At 65.6% G+C, this 18,584-nt stretch carries 19 protein-coding genes, 1 tRNA gene and 1 riboswitch; of the genes, 12 read left to right on the forward strand and 8 right to left on the reverse strand.

All coding sequences use genetic code 11. The annotated features are described in order from the left end of the window. The first annotated feature begins 40 nt into the window (after positions 1-40). From XI02_RS42425 to XI02_RS42455, 7 genes are all read left to right on the forward strand, one after another. Complete coding sequence (locus tag XI02_RS42425; protein WP_245163903.1) at positions 41-988, forward strand: LysR family transcriptional regulator; 948 nt, start codon at positions 41-43, stop codon at positions 986-988. A 94-nt stretch (positions 989-1,082) separates the two neighbouring features. Continuing rightward, positions 1,083-1,772 carry an RNA polymerase sigma factor gene (locus XI02_RS42430; protein ID WP_172649013.1) on the forward strand — a complete coding sequence of 230 codons (690 nt, stop codon included), beginning with the start codon at positions 1,083-1,085 and terminating at the stop codon, positions 1,770-1,772. A gap of 95 nt (positions 1,773-1,867) precedes the next feature. Continuing rightward, positions 1,868-2,389, forward strand: a complete 522-nt coding sequence (locus XI02_RS42435; protein ID WP_172646533.1) for a DUF4142 domain-containing protein — start codon at positions 1,868-1,870, stop codon at positions 2,387-2,389. 11 nt (positions 2,390-2,400) lie between these two features. Beyond that, positions 2,401-2,721 carry a cupredoxin domain-containing protein gene (locus tag XI02_RS42440; protein ID WP_172646532.1) on the forward strand — a complete coding sequence of 107 codons (321 nt, stop codon included), beginning with the start codon at positions 2,401-2,403 and terminating at the stop codon, positions 2,719-2,721. 94 nt (positions 2,722-2,815) lie between these two features. After that, positions 2,816-3,178 carry a nuclear transport factor 2 family protein gene (locus XI02_RS42445; RefSeq protein ID WP_172646531.1) on the forward strand — a complete coding sequence of 121 codons (363 nt, stop codon included), beginning with the start codon at positions 2,816-2,818 and terminating at the stop codon, positions 3,176-3,178. Between the two features lie 163 nt (positions 3,179-3,341). Then, positions 3,342-4,139, forward strand: coding sequence for a helix-turn-helix transcriptional regulator (locus XI02_RS42450; protein ID WP_172646530.1), 798 nt, complete (start codon positions 3,342-3,344; stop codon positions 4,137-4,139). A gap of 109 nt (positions 4,140-4,248) precedes the next feature. Continuing rightward, positions 4,249-5,418 carry a cytochrome P450 gene (locus XI02_RS42455; RefSeq protein WP_172646529.1) on the forward strand — a complete coding sequence of 390 codons (1,170 nt, stop codon included), beginning with the start codon at positions 4,249-4,251 and terminating at the stop codon, positions 5,416-5,418. Between the two features lie 6 nt (positions 5,419-5,424). Here the strand turns inward: XI02_RS42455 and XI02_RS42460 are convergent, their stop codons facing one another. After that, the gene (locus XI02_RS42460; protein WP_172646528.1) at positions 5,425-6,354 is read right to left on the reverse strand and encodes a dihydrodipicolinate synthase family protein; all 930 of its coding nucleotides are present in this window, start codon (positions 6,352-6,354) and stop codon (positions 5,425-5,427) included. Positions 6,355-6,390: 36 nt separating this feature from the next. Next, positions 6,391-7,557 carry an NADH:flavin oxidoreductase/NADH oxidase gene (locus XI02_RS42465; RefSeq protein WP_172646527.1) on the reverse strand — a complete coding sequence of 389 codons (1,167 nt, stop codon included), beginning with the start codon at positions 7,555-7,557 and terminating at the stop codon, positions 6,391-6,393. A gap of 248 nt (positions 7,558-7,805) precedes the next feature. Between XI02_RS42465 and XI02_RS42470 the strand changes: the two genes are divergently transcribed. Further along, entirely contained in the window at positions 7,806-8,825 is a 1,020-nt protein-coding gene (locus XI02_RS42470) for an LLM class flavin-dependent oxidoreductase (RefSeq protein ID WP_018269082.1), read from the forward strand. 570 nt (positions 8,826-9,395) lie between these two features. On the opposite strand, the gene XI02_RS42475 is transcribed toward XI02_RS42470, so the two are convergent. From XI02_RS42475 to XI02_RS42485, 3 genes are all read right to left on the reverse strand, one after another. Further along, on the reverse strand, positions 9,396-9,647 hold the full coding sequence (locus tag XI02_RS42475) for a DUF3551 domain-containing protein (protein WP_172646526.1): 252 nt from the start codon (positions 9,645-9,647) through the stop codon (positions 9,396-9,398). Between the two features lie 70 nt (positions 9,648-9,717). Further along, a tRNA-Gly gene (locus tag XI02_RS42480) sits at positions 9,718-9,791 on the reverse strand. A gap of 108 nt (positions 9,792-9,899) precedes the next feature. Beyond that, positions 9,900-11,417: a 4-amino-4-deoxy-L-arabinose transferase gene (locus XI02_RS42485; protein WP_244980905.1), complete on the reverse strand. Its 1,518-nt coding sequence runs from the start codon at positions 11,415-11,417 to the stop codon at positions 9,900-9,902. 186 nt (positions 11,418-11,603) lie between these two features. On the opposite strand from XI02_RS42485, the gene XI02_RS42490 reads away from it, so the two are divergent. The 4 genes from XI02_RS42490 to XI02_RS42505 all read left to right on the forward strand — a co-directional run bounded on the left by XI02_RS42490 (position 11,604) and on the right by XI02_RS42505 (position 14,060). Beyond that, the gene (locus tag XI02_RS42490) at positions 11,604-12,182 is read left to right on the forward strand and encodes a methylated-DNA--[protein]-cysteine S-methyltransferase (protein ID WP_069280340.1); all 579 of its coding nucleotides are present in this window, start codon (positions 11,604-11,606) and stop codon (positions 12,180-12,182) included. Positions 12,183-12,191: 9 nt separating this feature from the next. Then, entirely contained in the window at positions 12,192-13,031 is an 840-nt protein-coding gene (locus XI02_RS42495) for an AraC family transcriptional regulator (RefSeq protein WP_172646524.1), read from the forward strand. A gap of 56 nt (positions 13,032-13,087) precedes the next feature. Further along, on the forward strand, positions 13,088-13,447 hold the full coding sequence (locus tag XI02_RS42500; RefSeq protein WP_069280342.1) for a VOC family protein: 360 nt from the start codon (positions 13,088-13,090) through the stop codon (positions 13,445-13,447). Positions 13,448-13,643: 196 nt separating this feature from the next. Next, positions 13,644-14,060, forward strand: coding sequence for an SRPBCC family protein (locus XI02_RS42505; protein ID WP_172646523.1), 417 nt, complete (start codon positions 13,644-13,646; stop codon positions 14,058-14,060). 185 nt (positions 14,061-14,245) lie between these two features. On the opposite strand, the gene XI02_RS42510 is transcribed toward XI02_RS42505, so the two are convergent. The 3 genes from XI02_RS42510 to XI02_RS42520 all read right to left on the reverse strand — a co-directional run bounded on the left by XI02_RS42510 (position 14,246) and on the right by XI02_RS42520 (position 18,253). After that, complete coding sequence (locus XI02_RS42510) at positions 14,246-15,688, reverse strand: MATE family efflux transporter (RefSeq protein WP_172646522.1); 1,443 nt, start codon at positions 15,686-15,688, stop codon at positions 14,246-14,248. 242 nt (positions 15,689-15,930) lie between these two features. Next, on the reverse strand, positions 15,931-16,986 hold the full coding sequence (locus tag XI02_RS42515) for a hypothetical protein (protein ID WP_172646521.1): 1,056 nt from the start codon (positions 16,984-16,986) through the stop codon (positions 15,931-15,933). 208 nt (positions 16,987-17,194) lie between these two features. Further along, positions 17,195-18,253, reverse strand: a complete 1,059-nt coding sequence (locus tag XI02_RS42520; protein ID WP_245164169.1) for a 2'-deoxycytidine 5'-triphosphate deaminase — start codon at positions 18,251-18,253, stop codon at positions 17,195-17,197. 182 nt (positions 18,254-18,435) lie between these two features. Further along, positions 18,436-18,515, forward strand: a riboswitch (SAM riboswitch). Positions 18,516-18,584 lie beyond the last annotated feature (69 nt).

The raw sequence follows: 18,584 nt of genomic DNA on the forward strand, positions 1-18,584 counted from the left end.
CGAGGAGGTTAGGTGATTGCGGTCATCGGGATAATCCGATTTGGCTGGACACACTGTACCGGTGGATGGACAATCGGCCATGGAGTGGCGCGACTGGGAGCTGTTTTGCGAGGTTGTCGAGCATGGCGGCTTCACCGCGGCCGCGCGCGTGCTTGGCCATCCCAAATCGAGCCTCAGTGCTGCGGTGCAGCGACTCGAAGCCAATCTCGGGCTGCGGCTGATCGAGCGCACCACCCGCCACCTGCGGCTGACCGATTCCGGCGAGACCATCTATCGCAAGGTGCGCCCGCTGTTCGCCGCGCTGCACGACACCCACAGCGAGGCGCTGGCGATGTCGAGCGCGGTCGCGGGCACGCTGCGGATCAAGGCGCCTTACGAATTCGGCGCGCATCATGCGGGGCCGGTCGCCTGCGCGGTGATGGGCCGCTATCCCGAACTCGCGATCAGGATCGATGTCGAGCATGACATCGTCAACCCGATCGCCGAGAACTACGACATCGTGTTCGCGATGCTGGAGGCGCCGCTGCCGTCGGCCGGCATCGTGATCCGCCGCGTCTTCACGCTCGAGCGCGGCCTGTTCGCAGCACCCGCGCTGCTGGAGAAATTCGGCGAACCACGCACGCTGGATGATCTGCGAAAGCTGCCGCTGTTGACCGGTCCCAGCGACCCGCCATGGGCGATCACCGCCCCCGGCGGCGCGGTCGAGCATCTCGCGGTCGACCGCGCGCGCCTGACCAGTTCGAATGCCCATGTCCGCCTGCAGGCAGCGCTCGCCGGCCATGGCGTGCTTCGGGTCACCGCCAGCTACACCCGCGCCGCCGTCGCGGCCGGGCAGTTGCGGCGGCTGCTGCCCGATCATGCCTGCGAACCGCTCAACGTGCACGCGCTGTTGCCGGCGCGGCAATTTGTCCCGGCGAAGGTGCGCTGCTTCCTCGACGCGATGGAGGCGCATGCGCGCGGCGATCCGGAGGCCTATATCAGGCCGTAGCGGTCTTTTTGGCCGATCACCATTTTCCCGGGAACCTGTACGGCCGGTTGGCATCCAATGGTATTATTCCGCCAACAGTGAGGGCGATCCCGCCATGCGCCAAGCCCATGTAACGTCCCTGCCGCCGACCAGCTCGGGCGATGCCGAGCTCGTGCAACGCGCATGCGCCCGCGACGAAGCCGCAATCCGCGCCATCATGCAGGCGAATAATCGCCGGCTGTTCCGGCTGGCACGCGGCATCCTGCGCAACGACCACGAGGCCGAGGATGTGGTTCAGGACGCCTATGTGCGCGCCTTTACCCATCTCGACCAGTTCCGCGGCGACTCCAGTCTTTCGACATGGCTGTCGCGGATCGCAATGAACGAGGCACTCGGCCGCCTGCGCCGCAGGCACAGCAGCGTCGAATGGTCCGATCTGCCGAAAGGTGCTCCTGAAGCCCAGATCATCCAGTTCCCCCTGTCGTCAACGGACGATCCGGAAAAATCCATGGCCCAGCGTGAGATCCAGCACGTCGTCGAGCACGCGATCGACGAGCTGCCCGAGGCGTTCCGCCTCGTCTTCATCACCCGCGTGATCGAGGGCATGAATGTCGAGGAGACCGCTGAGATCCTCGGCCTCAAGCCGGAAACCGTGAAGACCCGCCTGCACCGCGCCCGCACCATGCTGCGCGACAATGTCGAGCGGAAGATCGGTCCCGTCGTCATGGAGGCGTTTCCCTTCGCGGGCAAGCGCTGCGAGCGATTGACCGAGGCGGTTCTGAAACGGCTCCGCGTCACGGCCTGAATTTTTCGGGAACCTCTGCTGGTCCGCGCCATCCAACTCCTGTGCAAGCAACGACGCGCCGCGCGCTACGCCCGGCTCAACAGGAGTTTCAAACCATGTTCGTTCGATTGGGTATCGCGGTCGCCGCGCTCAGCCTTCTCAACTGCGCTGCGCTGGCGCAGGGCGCAAAGCCGACCGATCCGCAGATCGCACATATCGCCTATACGGCAGGTGTGATCGACATCAACGCCGCCAAGCAGGCGGAAGAGAAGGCTTCCAACAAGGAGATCAAGGCGTTCGCCAAGGACATGGCGCGCGACCACGAGGCGGTGAACAAGCAGGCGCTCGACCTCGTCAAGAAGCTGAAAGTGACGCCGGAAGACAACGACACCAGCAAGGCGCTGTCGAAGCAGGCGGCCGACAAGCTCGCCGAGCTCGGCAAGCTGAAGGGCGCCGCCTACGACAAGGCCTATATCGACAACGAGGTCGCCTACCACAAGGCCGTCAACACCGCGCTGGAGACGCAGCTGATCCCCTCGGCCAGCAATCCCGAGCTGAAGAGCCTGCTGCAGACCGGCCTGAAGATCTTCCAGGGCCACCAGCAGCATGCCGAACACGTCGCGGCCGGACTGAAGTGAGGAGGCGCGTGATGTTGTCAGGACGCTGTCTCGCAACGCTGGCCTTGCTCGCGCTCGGCGCGATGGCCGTCCCGGCGCATGCGGCCACCATCCAGATCGTGATGGAAAATATGGTGATCTCGCCGGCCGAGGTGTCGGCCAAGGCCGGCGACACCATCGAATGGGTCAACAAGGACGTGTTGGCCCACACCGCCACCGCGAAGAACGGCGACTTCGACGTGACGATAGCGCCGAAGAAGACGGTCAAGTCGGTTCTGACCAAGGCCGGCACGGTCGACTATTACTGCCGCTACCATCCCAACATGAAGGCGGTGCTGACGATCGCACCATAGCCTGCGCGATGACCTCCGAGGTAATCGATCGGCGCGCGCGAACCTTCGATAGTCCGGACCGCCGCACAGTCCGGCACTATCGAAGGAGAGCACCATGACCGACCATGCCACCATCGCCCGCCGCTATATCGATCTCTGGAACGAGCGGACGCCGAGCCGGCGTCGCGAGATGCTGAGCGAGAACTGGACCGCCGACGCGCGCTATATCGATCCGCTGATGAGCGGCGACGGCCATGAGGGCGTCGACGCGCTGATCGCCGGCGTGCAGCAGAAGTTTCCGGACTTCCGCTTCAAGCTGATCGGGGAGCCGAACGGTTTCGGCGACCATGTCCGGTTCTCCTGGGGCCTCGGCCCCGATGGCGTCGACAGCCCGATCAAGGGCACCGACTTCGCCACGCTGAAGGACGGCCGGATCAGGAGCATCACCGGCTTCCTCGACCAGGTGCCGGGCGCCTGAGGCGCCGCTTGCACGCCAGCGATGTCGCTGCCAGAGCGTTTTCGAGCGAAGTGGGTACCGGTTCGCGTCAAGAAAACGCGTCAAAACAAACAATCCAGAGCCCCGTTCCGATTCCATCGGAACGGAAAAGGCTCTAGTCTTCCCGAAACACAGGGAGGACGCCATGAAGGCAGATTACGCCTTCAAGACTTCTGTCGTCAGCGACATCACGCCGGCGCTGCTGGCGATCGGCCGCGACAACTTTCCGCAGGCCCTGATCGGCGCGCTCCGCCGCGTCGCCGGTGTCGGTCATTGCATGGTGTTCTCGTTCACCGGCCCGCGGACCGCCGCATGCCTGCTCGATGTCGGCAACATCCCGACCGGGCGCGACCTCGGGATCGCCTATTCCGAACATTTCCATCAGGCCGACCCGAACCGCGATGCGGTGTTCGAGGGGCGGATGCAGGCCGCGCCGATCGTGCTGCCGAACTTTGCCCGCCGCATGTACAGCGACGGCTACCGCAAGATATTCTTCGACGACTCCGACATTGTCGACAAGTTCGCTTCCGCGATCTGGACCGGCGACACCTGCTTCTACGTCAACTTCTACCAGATCACCGCGCAAGGCCGCTTCAGCCGCGAGCAGATCGCGCACCTGGCCGCGGTCGCGCCGGCGTTGACGGCGGCCGTGGCGCGGCATTTCCAGCGCGACCCGGCAGCGGATGTTGATCCGATCGAGCGGTTGAAGATCCTGTTTGCAACCGCCGAGCCGCTCGTCAGGCTGACCGGGCGTGAAAAGGAGGTCTGCCTGCGCATCCTCTCCGGTCTCAGCTCGGAAGCGATCGCCGCCGAGCTCGGCATCGGGCTGCACTCCGCCCTCACCTATCGCAAGCGTGCCTATGACAAGCTCGGCATCTCCTCGCAGAACGAGCTGTTCGCGATCGCGCTGCGCCTGATGGCCTCGACGCGCCAGCTGAACTGAGCGCTCCAGGCGGTGTGGCTTCACTCTGTCCCCAGCGCTGGGGACAGACGGGCCGCGCCCGCCGGCCTATGCTCGGTTCGAAAACCCGAGGCCAAACCGAGATCCCGTCGTGAGCACCGCGCCCCATTTCGACATCGACGTCCCCGCCTTCTGGCAGGATCCCTATCCGGCGCTGGCGCGCATGCGCAAGGAGGCGCCGATCGCCTTCGTGCCGCAGCTCGGCAGCACGCTGCTGTGCAGCCGCGACGACATCTTCATCTCGGAAAAGCAGATCGACGTGTTCTCGTCGCACCAGCCCGAGGGGTTGATGAACAAACTGATGGGCCACAACATGATGCGCAAGGACGGCGATGCGCACATGAACGAGCGCAAGGCGATCTTTCCGGCGATCTCGCCCAAAACCGTCAGATCGCACTGGACCGCGCAGTTCGCAGCACACGCGACGCGCATCCTCGACGAGCTGAAGCCGGACGGCGTCGTCGATTTCGTGCAGGCCTTCGCGCTGCCATTCTCGGCCGAATGCCTGAAGTCGATCACCGGCCTCACCAATATGCGCTTCCAGGACATGAATGCGTGGTCGCAGGGCATGATCGACGGCATCGCCAATTATGTCGGCAATCCCGCGATCGAGGCGCGCTGCCATGCGGCAACCTCCGGGATCGATGCCGCGATCGACGACATGGTCCCCAGGCTGCGCAAGACGCCCGACCTCAGCCTGCTCGGCGTGATGCTGCAGACCGACATGCCGATGGAGAGCGTGCGCGCCAATATCAAGCTTGCGATCTCGGGCGGCCAGAACGAGCCGCGCGACGCGATCGCCGGCACGGTATGGGCGCTGCTGACCCATCCCGACCAGCTGGCGCTGGCGACGAGCGGCACGGTCCCGTGGCTGCAGGTGTTCGAGGAATATGCGCGCTGGATCTCGCCGATCGGGATGTCGCCGCGGCGCATCGCAAAACCGTGGACGATCAGGGACGTCGCATTCGAGACCAATGAGCGCGTGTTCCTGATGTTCGGCTCGGCGAACCGTGACGAAAAACACTTCGACAAGCCCGACGCGTTCGACGTGCGCCGCGACGCCGGCAAGAGCATCGCGTTCGGTGCCGGCCCGCATTTCTGCGCCGGCGCCTGGGCCTCGCGCGCCATGGTCGCCGACGTCGCGCTGCCCGCGATCTTCAACCGGCTGACGAATCTGCGCCTGATCGCGGACAAGCCGGCGCGGATCGGCGGCTGGGCATTCCGCGGGCTGCTGGATCTGCCGGTGACGTGGGACGCCTAATCGCCGTTAGCGTCCCCAGCGCAGCACCACCGGATCGAGCGTGCGCGCGATCTCGATCAGCCCGGCGCGGGTCGCGGGATGCAGCGGTTGCAGCGGGTGGCGCACCGCATCGGACTTGATGACGCCGCCTTCGCGCATCAGCACCTTGCAGGCCTGCAGCCCGCATTGCCGGTTCTCGTAGTTGATCAGCGGCAGCCAGCGCGCATAGGCCTGCACCGCCTCGTCCCGCCGGCCGGCGAAGAACGGATCCATGATCTGGCGGATGCCGTCGGGATAGCCGCCGCCGGTCATCGCACCGGTGGCGCCGGCATCGAGATCGGCCATCAGCGTGATCGCCTCCTCGCCGTCCCACGGCCCCTCGATCTCGGCGCCGCCCTTCTCGATCAGGCCGCGCAGCTTGTTTGCGGCCATCGGCACCTCGATCTTGAAGTACCTGACATTGGCGAGCTCCTTTGCCATCCGTGCCAGGAAATCCACCGAGAGTGGCGTGCCCGCCACCGGCGCGTCCTGGATCATGATCGGGATGTTGATGGCATCCGACACGACCCGATAAAACTCGTAGATGCCCGGCTCGCCGACGCGGAAGGTGGCGCCGTGATAGGGCGGCATGATCATCACCATCGCAGCTCCGGCGGCTTCCGCCTCGCGGCTGCGCGCCGCACAGACCGCCGAGGAGAAATGCGTCGTGGTGACGATGACGGGAATGCGGCCGGCGACATGCTCGAGCACCGCATGCATCACGGTCTCGCGCTCGGCGTCGGTCAGCACGAACTGCTCGGAGAAATTGGCGAGGATGCAGATGCCGTGGGAACCGGCGTCGATCATGAAGTCGACGCAGCGCCGTTGTCCTTCGAGGTCGAGATTGCCATTGGCGTCGAAGATGGTCGGCGCCACGGGGAAGACGCCGCGATAGGGGCGCTTTGCGACTGACGTCATGATAACGACCTCCCAGGTTGTTGTCGGATTTTCTTGTCAGCTCTGGCGGAACGGCAGCGGCGGGCCATCGAGCCGGCGCAGGCCGGGCTCGCGCCGCTCCAGCCACCAACCGTACTGCTTCGGCCAGGACGCGAACACCTCGCCGCCTCCACCGCCAAGCGCAAGCTCGGCGTGCAGCGGCCAGTTCGGATCGAACAGCGCCTCGCGGCCGATCGCGACCAGATCGGCCTGGCCTTTGGCGAGAACGTCTTCGGCCTGCTCCGGATGCAGGATGAGGCCGACCGCGATGGTCGCAATGTCCGCGGCGCGGCGGATCTCGTCGGCATAGGGCACCTGAAAGCCGTAGCCGCGCGGAATCCGCGCCGCGGTCGCCGAGCCGAGCAGGCCGCCCGACGAGCAATCGATCAGATCGACGCCGCGCGCCCTGGCTTCGCGGGCGAACGCGACCTGGTCCTCGAGCGTCAGGCCGCCGTCGATACCGTCGACCGAGGAGATCCGCACCGACAGCGGCCGCTCCGCCGGCCAGGCGGCGCGCACGGTCTCGATGATCTCGAGCGGATAGCGCATCCGCCCGGCGCGATCGCCGCCATAGGCATCGCTGCGGCGGTTCGACAATGGCGAGAGGAATTCGTGCAGCAGATAGCCATGCGCGCAATGCACCTCGACGAATTCGAAGCCGGCCTCCACCGCGCGCAAGGTGGCGCGCCGCCATTGCTCGCGAAGCGCGGCGAGTTCGGCCACCTCGAGCGCGTGCGGCATCAGCCAGCCGTCTTCCATCGGGATCGCGCTCGGCGCCACCGTCCGCCACGGCAGATCGCCGCGGGCGCGGTCGGCCTCATCGAGAGCGGCATTGCCGTACCAGGGACGCTGCATGCTGGCCTTGCGACCGGCATGCGCGAGCTGGATCGAGGGCACCGCGCCATTGTCCTTGAGGAAGGCGGCGATCCGTTCGAGCGGTGCGATCTGCTCGTCGTTCCAGATGCCGACATCGCCATGGGTGATGCGGCCCTCGGCGACAACCGCTGCGGCCTCGACCATCACGAGCCCGGCGCCGCCCTGGGCGAACTTGCCGAGATGCACGAGATGCCAGTCATTGGCGAGACCGTCGGTCGCCGAATACTGGCACATCGGTGAGATCAGGATGCGGTTTCGGGAGGTCACGCCGCGAAGCGTGATCGGCTGAAACAGAAGCGGCTGCGACATCGGGACCTGCGGGAAGGTGTTGGCGGGAGAAATCGTGGCGGAAAGCTAGGCGGCGCGCCCCGAGATCGCAAGTCATGCCGCGGCGCAGGCGGCAAGACCTGCACGCATGCAGCACTCGCGCAACGGCGCGATCTGCAAAACCCGCAACATCTGCCGCAGAAAAATCTCCCGGCTGGTAAACACTTTCGGTCATCCTTTGGGTCACATCGCGGATCGCAATTCGTCGCGGACATCCCTACATTGCCGGCATGAAGAAGATCGGATTCCTTTCGTTCGGGCACTGGACGCCCTCGCCGCAGTCGCAGGCCCGCTCAGCCGCGGATGTGCTGCTGCAATCCATCGACCTCGCGGTCGCCGCCGAAGAACTCGGCGCGGACGGCGCGTATTTTCGCGTCCATCACTTCGCCCGCCAACTGGCCTCGCCGTTCCCGCTGCTGGCGGCGGTCGGCGCCAGGACCAGCCGGATCGAAATCGGCACCGCCGTGATCGACATGCGCTACGAAAATCCGCTCTACATGATCGAGGACGCCGGCGCGGCCGACCTGATCGCGAGGGGACGCCTGCAACTCGGCATCAGCCGTGGCTCGCCCGAGCAGGTGATCGATGGCTGGCGCTATTTCGGCTATCAGCCCGGCGAGGGCGAGACCGACGCCGACATGGGCCGGCGTCATGCCGAGATCTTCCTCGACATGCTGCGCGGCCAGGGATTTGCGCAGCCCAATCCACGGCCGATGTTTCCCAATCCTCCCGGCCTGCTGCGGCTCGAACCGCTCTCGGAAGGCCTGCGCGAGCGCATCTGGTGGGGCGCCGGCTCGAACGCCACCGCGGTGTGGGCGGCGAAGCTCGGGATGAACCTGCAGAGCTCGACACTGAAGAGCGACGAGACCGGAGAGGCTTTCCACATCCAGCAGGCGGCCCAGATCCGGGCCTATCGCGCCGCCTGGAAGGAGGCCGGGCACACGCGCGAGCCGCGGGTCTCGGTGAGCCGCAGCATCTTCGCGCTGGTCGACGATCGCGACCGCGCCTATTTCGGCAACGGGCAGGAGGAAGACCAGATCGGCTTCATCGACGAGAGGACGCGCGCGATCTTCGGCCGCGGCTACGCCGCCGAGCCGGACAGGCTGATCGAGCAGCTCAAGACCGATGAGGCGATCGCGGAGGCCGATACCTTGCTCCTGACCGTCCCCAATCAGCTCGGCGTCGCCTACAACGCGCATGTGATCGAGACGATCCTGACCCAGATCGCGCCCGCTTTGGGCTGGCGCTGAATCCATCGCGCAACGTCAGCGATACGCGACCGGCGCGCAGGCTCGTCACATCGGGCAGAACCGGGATAAGGACCCGCGCCGACCGTCTTCTAGGGGGGCTGTTGAGAGGGAACGGCCCGGCGCGGGCTTGAACCGACCGTTCTCGCCGGAGGTCGGTCGGCTCTGTTCGACCAATGCCGGAACCCGCGACATCGTTCCGGTGGAACTTCGTTCTCAAACGCGGAGAACTACGGAAACATAACTGCACGTTGTGAGAAGAACAGGTCGAGTACGGTTCGTTAGGCGCGCACGTTGCGTGAACAGATCGCCGTAATATCCCGGGATAATGGCGAAGGCCGTCTGCGGATCGCCCGGGTCAGGAATCCCTGTCGCGATTGCGCCGGGGGAGATCGAGCCGATCGACGCGCTCGTCAATCCGCCGGTTCAGCTCCTCGTCTTCTCGCGTATTGCTGCCGCGACGGGCGCGGACCACCAATGCACAACATCCGACCAGAACGATCGCAAAGAGCGCGAAGTACCACCATGCCATGCACTGATCTCAAATGACGCTCGCCGATACGAGCGGAAAGGTCATCGTTCAGGCCGGTAAGGACGCGCCGACCTCGGCGCATAATAGGGGTTCACCAGACAGGTCGCCGGCAGCCCCACAGCGCCGGCCTGGCACTGATCCAGCGACGTGAAGATGCAGTCCATGCGTTCGCCGACCAACTCACCGTAAACATGCATGCAGACGGGATAGCGCGGATCATACATTTGCGCGGATGCCGGCCTCGTCAGCCAAAGCACGCCCAGCGCAAGCAGCAGCGCTCCAAGCAACCTCACGTCACGTCTCCTGCTGTCGTCAAATACATTGCCTTGCCGACAAACTGTCCCGCGACATTTGCCTGAAGGCTGGAGCGGGCGAAGGGAATCGAACCCTCGTATGCAGCTTGGGAAGCTGCCGTTCTACCATTGAACTACGCCCGCGATCTCAATAGCTTGAGGTCGCCCCACCCGGTGCGACCGGCCGGACCATAGCCCGGGCGGAGGCAGCGGATCAAGCGCGCATTGGAGCCGATCGCCGCACCACCCCCGCTAGTGGCCCATCCTCACGAGCACGTCATTGATGACAAAAGCCGCGGCGGCGGATGCGTCGCAGCTGCCGCTTCGTGCATAGATGCAGGCCTCGGCGATGCCGACGCGGGCACAGCTTTGCCTTGAATAATCCGCCGGCAGATCACCGGCCGCCGCGGGCCGCGCGAGGATGCGGTTGAAGGCCGGCCTGGTCGCCTGCAACAGCGGCGGCAGGATCAGCTCGGCGAGCGGATCGGCGGGCTCGAGCGCATAGAGCGGCACCGGGCCGACCAATCGTTCCCGCCCCGGCAACAGCTGGAAACGGACATTGTAAAGTGCGAGGCCGCACATCTGCGGATCGCTGCGCAGTTCGGCGGCAAGCCGCGCCGCGCCGACACCGCGCGTCCAGTAGTCGCGCATCCCTTCGCTGGCGCCGGCGAGCGTCACCGAGAGCAAGGCCCAGCCGCCGGTGACGATCGGCAATGCCCAGCGGCGCCAACCGGGTTTTGCGCGCAGCCATTGCACCCAATCGGCCGATCCCAGCGCCGCGACGATGATGAACAGCACAACCGACAGGAAGACGAAGCGGTATTCCTTGTGCTCGATCAGGCTGTGGAAGACGAGGTTGACCAGCGCCACGGCCAGCAGCAGCGGCGCATGGCGCGCGCCGCGCCAGATCGCAGCGAGCGGCAACACGATCGCCGCCGACCACACGATCAGGAAGTTGACGAGATAGGCCGAAGCCGGCGTCACGCCGAACTCGGTCGCGCGGTCGTGCAGCAGGTTTTCCTTGATGTTGCCGATCAGCCAGGCGAACGGCACGGCGCCATGCGCAAGGTCGATCGCGGCGGTGAGCACCAGCGCGGCGAGACCGCCCGCGATCAGCGGAATCAGGCTTCGCCAACGCATCCAGCAGGCGCCGAGGGCAAGCATGGCGATGGCCGGCGCGTACTGAAAGCGACAGACAAAGGCGAAAGCGAGCAACGCGCCGCCGATCGCGAGATGCCGCGGCGACGGACGACCGGTCACCAGCAGCGCCGCCGGTACGATGAGCGCCGTCGCCAGCGGCTCGCCCAATGTGTGCGGCGCGAGCAGGATCAACTCGAACCAGACCGCAGCCGCGAACGCCGCGACGATGGCATGGGTTCGCGAGATGCGTGCACCGAAGTACCAGGCGCTGACCACGATCGACAGCGACGCCGTTGCGGCGACCAGGCGCGGCACCAGGAAAGCGCCCTCGCCGCCCGGCGCAATCAAGCCGCCCACCGCGACCGGCCCGGCCAGCAATGTCGGCAGGAACCAGCCGCGAATGCCTTCGCGCCACTCCCACGTCAAAATGCCGTCATGGCCGAGCATCCGCCACGCCGGCTCGAGATATTGAAAGATCTCGTCGGGATACATCACGTTGGGCCAGAGCGCGGCCGCAAGGCGCAGGACCAAGGCCAGCAACAGCAATGCGAACAGCGGATGACGACGCCCGGCCGATGTCCCGGCCGCGGCGGTGCCGCCGCGCGCGATATCCGCGCCGGTGCTGGTCATCGTTCCGATCGTACCGTGGAGCAGCATGCTGACGACCAGATAGCGGGCAAAGCCTTTAAGATGCGTGACTGATAAATTGGCGAGGTCACACAGAGGGGGCCGCGACATGGTTAGCTAAACGTCAAGATTCAAGATGCGCACGCCGGCGACGATGTTAAGATCGCGCGCTTGGGGGCTGGTGGCGTCATGGCGGGGCGTGGGTATACCATTTTCGACACGGCGATCGGCCGATGCGGTATCGCGTGGGGTGAGCTCGGCGTGGCCGGCGTGCAGCTTCCCGAGCTGCGCGAGATCGAGACCCGCAAGCGGCTATTCAAGCTTTATCCGGATGCACGCGAGATGCGGCCTCCCGAGGAGATCGCTGTCGCGATCGAGGGTATCGCCGCGACCTTGCGCGGCGGCATTGAGGACCTTGCCGGTGTTGCGCTCGACATGAGCGGCATCCCGGCGTTCAACGCGCGCGTCTACCAGTTTGTCCGCACCATTCCCCGCGGCGAAACCCGGACCTATGACGAGGTGGCGAGCGCCTTGCGGGCGTCCGGTGCGGTCTATTCGGTGGCACAGGCGCTCGGCCGCAATCCCTTCATGATCATGGTGCCCTGCCACCGCGTGCTCGAGGCGGGCAATTATGCCGACCGGATCTCGCCGAACGGCGGCAGCATCTCGAAGCGGCGGCTGCTCTCGATCGAGGGCGCCCAGCCGACCACCAGCAAGACCCTTTTTGATGTGCTGCTGCCCGTTGCACGACTCCGGCCGCAAGCTTAAATCCCGGGTATGGTCCGAACTACGCTGCTGCAGCGCGATCGCATCACGGTGAACGAGTTTCGCTGCACGGCGGAACCCGGCGACAAGCCGTTCGCCGAGCAGTTCGCCTGCCACTCGGTGTCCTATGTGCGCAGCGGCAGCTTCGGCTGCCATTGCCGCGGCCGCTTCCATGAGCTGGTGGCAGGCTCGATCCTGGTCGGCCATCCCGGCGACGAATACACCTGCACGCACGATCATGTGGTCGGCGACGAATGCCTGTCGTTCTTCCTGGACCCGGAGCTGGTCGAGACCATCGGCGACCGCGCGGCGGTCTGGCAGATCGGCTCGGTGCCGCCGCTGCCGGAACTGATGGTGATCGGCGAGCTCGCGCAAACGGCGGCAGGTGGCAACAGCGACGTCGGCCTCGACGAGATCGGCCACCTCCTCACCAGCCGCCTTGTCGAGCTGGTGTCCGACCGCAAGGCAAAGCCTCTCACCGCGGGCTTGCGCGATCGCCGCCGCGCCGTCGAGGCCGCGCTGTGGATCGACGCCAATTCACATCATCAGATCGACCTCGACGATGCCGCGGAGCAGGCCGGCTTGAGCACCTTCCATTTCCTGCGGCTGTTTTCCGCGGTGCTCGGCGTCACCCCGCATCAATATCTCGTGCGCTCGCGGCTGCGCCATGCGGCGCGGCGGCTCGCGGATGACGACAGCCCGATCACCGACATCGCCTATGACGTCGGTTTCGGCGACCTGTCCAATTTCGTGCGCAGCTTCCATCGCGCCGCCGGCGCCTCGCCGCTGAAGTTCCGCCAGGCCTCGCGCGGCGACCGCAAGATTTTCCAAGAACGTCTCGCGCTGCAATAGCTAGGCTGCTCCAGTCCGCGCGTCTTTCGATGCGCACAGCGACTGGAGATCTCCTCATGTACGACCATATCGGATTGCGCGTAGCCGACCTCGACGCCAGCGTGCGCTTCTACACCGCGGTGCTGGCACCACTCGGCTTCGTGCTCTGCTCGCGCGACGACAGCGGCGCCGGCTTCGGCCCGAAGGGCGAGCCCGCGCTCTGGCTGCATTCGCACAAGGGCAAGGCCCAAGGCGGCGCGCACGTTGCGTTCCGCGCGCCGAGCCATGACGCGATCAAGACATTCCATACCGAAGGCCTGAAAGCCGGCGGCAAGGACAATGGCGCGGCGGGCCATCGCAAGGATTACAGCCCGACCTATTACGCGGCGTTCCTGCTCGACCCCGACGGCAACAATGTCGAGGCGGTGTCGACCTGACAAAGAGCCGCGCATTCCAACGTCATCCTGAGAAGCCGCGCAACGCGCGGCGTCTCGAAGGATGGCCCCGAGCGAGATCCGGTCATCCTTCGAGACGCGCTCAGGAACGCGATGCCGGAGCATCGCATCGCTCGCCCTCCAGCGACAAAGGCGAAGCCTTTGCGCGGGAATGACAACCACCCGAAAGGTTACAATCATGGCTTCCATTCACAAGGATATCCCGATCGACGCGCCGGCAGATCATGTCTGGGACGCGCTGCGCGATTTCGGCGCGCTGCATACGCGGCTGGTGCCGGGCTTCGTGACCCACACGCAACTGGACGGCGACGTCCGCACCGTCACTTTCGCCAACGGCACCGTGGCGCGCGAGACGCTGGTCGATTGCGACGACAACCGAAAGCGGCTGGTCTATGCGATCAGCAGCGAGCGGTTGAAGCAGCATTCCGCCTCGGTGCAGGTGTTCGCCGAGGGCGACGCGCGCTGCCGCGTGGTGTGGATCGCCGACGTGCTGCCGCACGAGGTCGCGCCCTACATGGACGCGCAGATGGACCTCGGCGCGGCGGCGATGCAGGCGGCGATGGCCAAGTCGGCCAGGGAGAAGAGCGCGGCGTGATCCGCAACGTTGCGCGACCGGCCGCGCATTTAAACCGTGACCGTCACCCTGAGGAGGCCGCGAAGCGGCCGTCTCGAAGGGCGACAGCCCGGCTGTTTCCAGAAGCGGACGCCGAAGCATCGGGGCCGTCAATCCTTCGAGACGCGGCCAAGAGGCCGCTCCTCAGGATGACGGATTGAGAAATGCTACGACAGCGCCGGCTGCGCCTCGGCGACCGGCGCTGATTTGCCCCAGCGCGTCAGGATCACGCTGAGGCAGGACAGCACGCCGAGCACGCCCATCGAGGCGGCGGCGAGTGCGAAGAAGTTCTGCGCGCTCGCCTCATGCGTCGACAGCCACCAGCCGCCGGCGCCGATGAAGATCAGCCGCGCGGTCTGCGCCAGCACCGGACCCAGCACCTTCGCGGCGCCCTGCGAGGAGAAATACATCGACATCGCAAGGCCGATGAACGCGTACATCGGCGCGGCGGTCGAGAGATATTGATGGCTGGTCGCCCGCACGTGCGGATCACTGGTGAACAGATTGACCCAGAGGTCGGGGAAGACGGCGATGAAGCTGCCGACCACGCCGACCGCAAGGAACGACACCGTGCCTGCGGTCCAGGCGATGCGCCGGGCCCGCGCGACGCGCTCGGCGCCGACCGCCATGCCGATCATCGGCACCGAGGCGATGCCGACCGCGAAGGCGACCGAGGTCAGCATGAATTCGAGCCGTGCGCCGATGCCGTAGCCGGCGAGCACCGCGGTGCCGAACTGCGCCAGCATGTGGGTGAAGATCGAGATCGTCAGCACCGATTGCAGCGGCGAGAAGCAGGAGATGGCACCGACCTTGAGGATGTCGATGAACATCGCCCATTGCACGCGCAGCCCCTTGAGTTTCGGCTTCACGCGGGCACGGCCCGAGAACAGATACCAGCCCATCACGCTGATGCTGATCGAATAGGCGATCAGCGAACCCGCGGCGACGCCGCGCATGCCGAATTGCGGCACCGGACCGAGGCCGAGCCCGAGCGTGCCGCCGAGAATGATCTGCCACACCGCCGACGACAGGATCATGGTCGACGGCAGCTTCATGTTGCCGGTGCCGCGCAGGATGCCGGCCATGGTGTTCATCAGCCAGGGCAGGATCGCGCCGCCGAAGAACACCTGCGAATAGGCGATCGCCTGCGCCAGCACATTGCCGCGGCCGCCGAGCAGTTCGAGCAGGCGCGGACCGAAGATCAGCATGCCCAGCATGAACGTCAGACCAAAGGTCAGGCCGATCAGCAGCGCATGCATCGCCAGCGTCGAGGCGCGCTCGATCTCGCCGGCGCCGAGCGCACGCGCGATCGCGGATGCGACGCCGCCGCCCATCGCGCCGCCGGACATCGTCATAGTGAGGATCACGCAGGGAAACACCAGCGCCATCGCCGCAAGCGACTCGACGCCGAGCCGGCCGATATACGAAGTCTCCGCGATGACGACGCAGGTGCCGGCGGAGAGCGCGATCACGTTCGGCCACGCAAGCCACAGCAGCGTGCGCAGGATCGGCCCGTCGAGCAGCGCATTGCGCGCCGGCTTGGTCACCGGCGGCGGCAGCGGCCGCTCTTGTTCGTCGACAGGAATTTCGGCGAGGCCGAGATCGGACATTTCTACTCCCTGGCGCATGACCCGCCAAAGTGTGAGCGGTTTGGCGAAAAGGTCATGCGCCAAAATTTATGATTCAGAGCGCGATCAGACGCAAAACCGGTACCCACTTTTACTGATCGCGCTCTGCGCGATCTGGGGAGCCGCGCCATGGTGTTTCCCTACCATGGCAATGGCGGAATCCACGTGCGCGGGACGCAAGGGGGGCCTGCGCGATTGCAGGTGAACCCGGACGAACCTCTGATCTAGCCGATCGACCAGACGAACGGCGCGCCGGCGGTGCTGTTCGGCTTCAGATACACCGGAATATGCCGCCCGCAGCCGGCGGCCAGCCCTTCGAACAGGCCGGTCAGCACGCTGGCGCAGGCCGGGTGATAGTCGGCGACATCGGCCATCAGCTTCCAGCCCTGCTGGCGGATCTCGAACTGGCCCTCGGACTCGGTGATGTCAGCGACATCGTCCTGCGACTCGAAGAGAGTGCGCAGGAATGCGGCAAATTCCGTGGCGCGGCCACGGCTGCCGCCGAGCGCCTGCGCGACCTCGTCATAATACTGCATGCCGATCAGTCTGCCGGTGAGATGCAACAGATAGCTCGCATCCTCCGGGCCGAACACCTGCACGATGACCGGCGCGGCCGTCTTCACATATTCCATCGCGTAGTTGCGATAGGCCTTTTCCAGCCGCGGCTTCGGCCAGCTGTCGACCGGCAGCGCGGGCGCGGTGTTGGGATCGAATAGCGGCGCCTCGAGATGGCGCGCGAACACGAGGCGCTGATCGAGCTCGAGCGGATGATCGTATTCGCAGTAATAGCCCTCGAGGCCGTCCTGGCCGTCGACACTCTGCTTGGTGCAGACGAAGCCGAGCCGCAAATCCCCGAGCGCGACGCCGTTGTTGGCGTGCCAGCCGCGCAGCATCGCGCGCGAGACCTCGCCAGGCACGCCGCAGATCGCCGTGCCCTTCCAGATCCAGCGCGGCGGCGGATAGCGGATCCAGGCCTTGCGGTCGGTCTCGTGCATGTATTCGACATGCACGCCGCCGATCCAGTTGGAGAGATAATGATACTGCGCGGCCGCGACCGCCGGCGGCAGGCCGTCGAGACCGAGCTTCTTCAAGCCGGGGAGAAAGCGTTCCTGCTGCTGGCGGCGAAACACGCGAAAGACGAACTCCGCTGCATCAGCCGTGCCGCGCCGCGTGACGACGGTGAGGATCAGCCCGGTGAAGAAGGCGTGATAGAGATCGGCGACGCTGCGCCATTTCCGCCACTGCGCTTCTTGCTGCGCTGAATCTGTTGCGGCGCTCATGTTTACTCCCGATCTCTTATTTTGGTGGAGTGTGTCATCGTCAGCATGACGACGCAACCAAACCCAAGCGCAGTGTCATCGCCCGACTTGATCGGGCGATCCAGTATTCCAGAGACAGTCGTTGTCGATGGAGGGGCCGCGGCGTACTGGATTCCCCGCTTTCGCGGGGAATGACAGCGGAGAATGACGCAAAGTCCGACTCGCGGAATTACACGCGAAAATGCTTGGAGAGCTTCAGGCCCTGCGCCTGATAGTTCGAGCCGATGCGCTGACCGTACAGCGCGTCGGGGCGCTCGAGCATCCGTTCATAGACGAGGCGGCCGACGATCTGGCCATGCTCGAGAATGAACGGCACCTCGCGCGAGCGCACTTCGAGCACGGCGCGCGCGCCCTTGCCGCCGGCGCCGGCATAGCCGAAACCGGGATCGAAGAAGCCGGCATAGTGGACGCGGAATTCGCCGACCAGCGGATCGAACGGCACCATCTCCGCGGCGTAGTCCGGCGGCACCTGCACCGCCTCTTTCGAAGCCAGGATGTAGAACTCGCCGGGATCGAGAATGAGGCTGCCGTCGGGCCGGGCCTTGATCGGCTCCCAGAAATCGTCGACCGCATAACCGCCGCGGCGATCGACATCGACCACGCCGGTGTGGCGCTTGGCGCGATAGCCGACGAAGCCGCCCGAGCTCTCGCCAGAGAGATCGACGGAAAGCGCGACGCCATGGGTGAGATCGGCATCGTCGATATCGACCAGCCGCTCGGCGGCATGCAGCGCATCGAGCTCGTCGGCGGAGAGCGTCGCCTCGCCGATCCGGAAGCGGACCTGGCTGAGCCGCGAACCCTCGCGCAGCAGCACGGGAAACGTCTTCGGGCTGATCTCGGCGTAGAGCGGGCCGTGATAGCCGGCGCCGATCATGTCGAAGCGGCGGGTGCCGTCGGCGATCACGCGGGTGAAGACGTCGAGCCGTCCGGTCGAGCTCTTCGGGTTGGCCGCGGCGACGATCTCCGGCGGCAGCGCCAGGCTCTCCAGCAGCGGCACGATGTAGACGCAGTTGGTCTCCAGCACCGCGCCGTCGGACAGATCGATCTCGTGCAGCTTCAGCTGGTCGATCCGCTCGGCGACGGTGGCATCGGGTCCCGGCAGGAAGCTGGCGCGGACCCGGTAGGCGATGTCGCCAAGGCGCAGATCGAGGCTGGCCGGCTGGATCTGGCTCTCGACGAAGTCGTAGGCGGGCAGAATGAGGCCGGCCTCCGCCATCTCCGCGATCATGCGGTCGGGCAGAATTCCGTTGGATTCTTCTTCCAGCGTGAACGACACGGCGCGGTCCCTCGGCGATCCCTCGAGATGGCCCAAAAATCATACTCCAGGCGGCCATCAAGCCCCAAAATATGGGCTTTTACGGGTTATCCGATGACCGTCTTGACGGAAAGGGCGCGAGGGAATATCAGCTGCACTTATCCCGTGGTGATTTGAGCCGGCCGGCTTGCAGCCACGTTAAATAAGTCGCTAAACAGGCCGGGGACAGTGTGATCCCGGCTTGTGGAGGTTGCTCCAGGCCGGTTTTTTTGTGGCCATTCTCCAGGAGAAATGGCCACTTCGG

The organism is Bradyrhizobium sp. CCBAU 21365 (assembly GCF_015291305.1).
Lineage (GTDB): Bacteria > Pseudomonadota > Alphaproteobacteria > Rhizobiales > Xanthobacteraceae > Bradyrhizobium > Bradyrhizobium elkanii.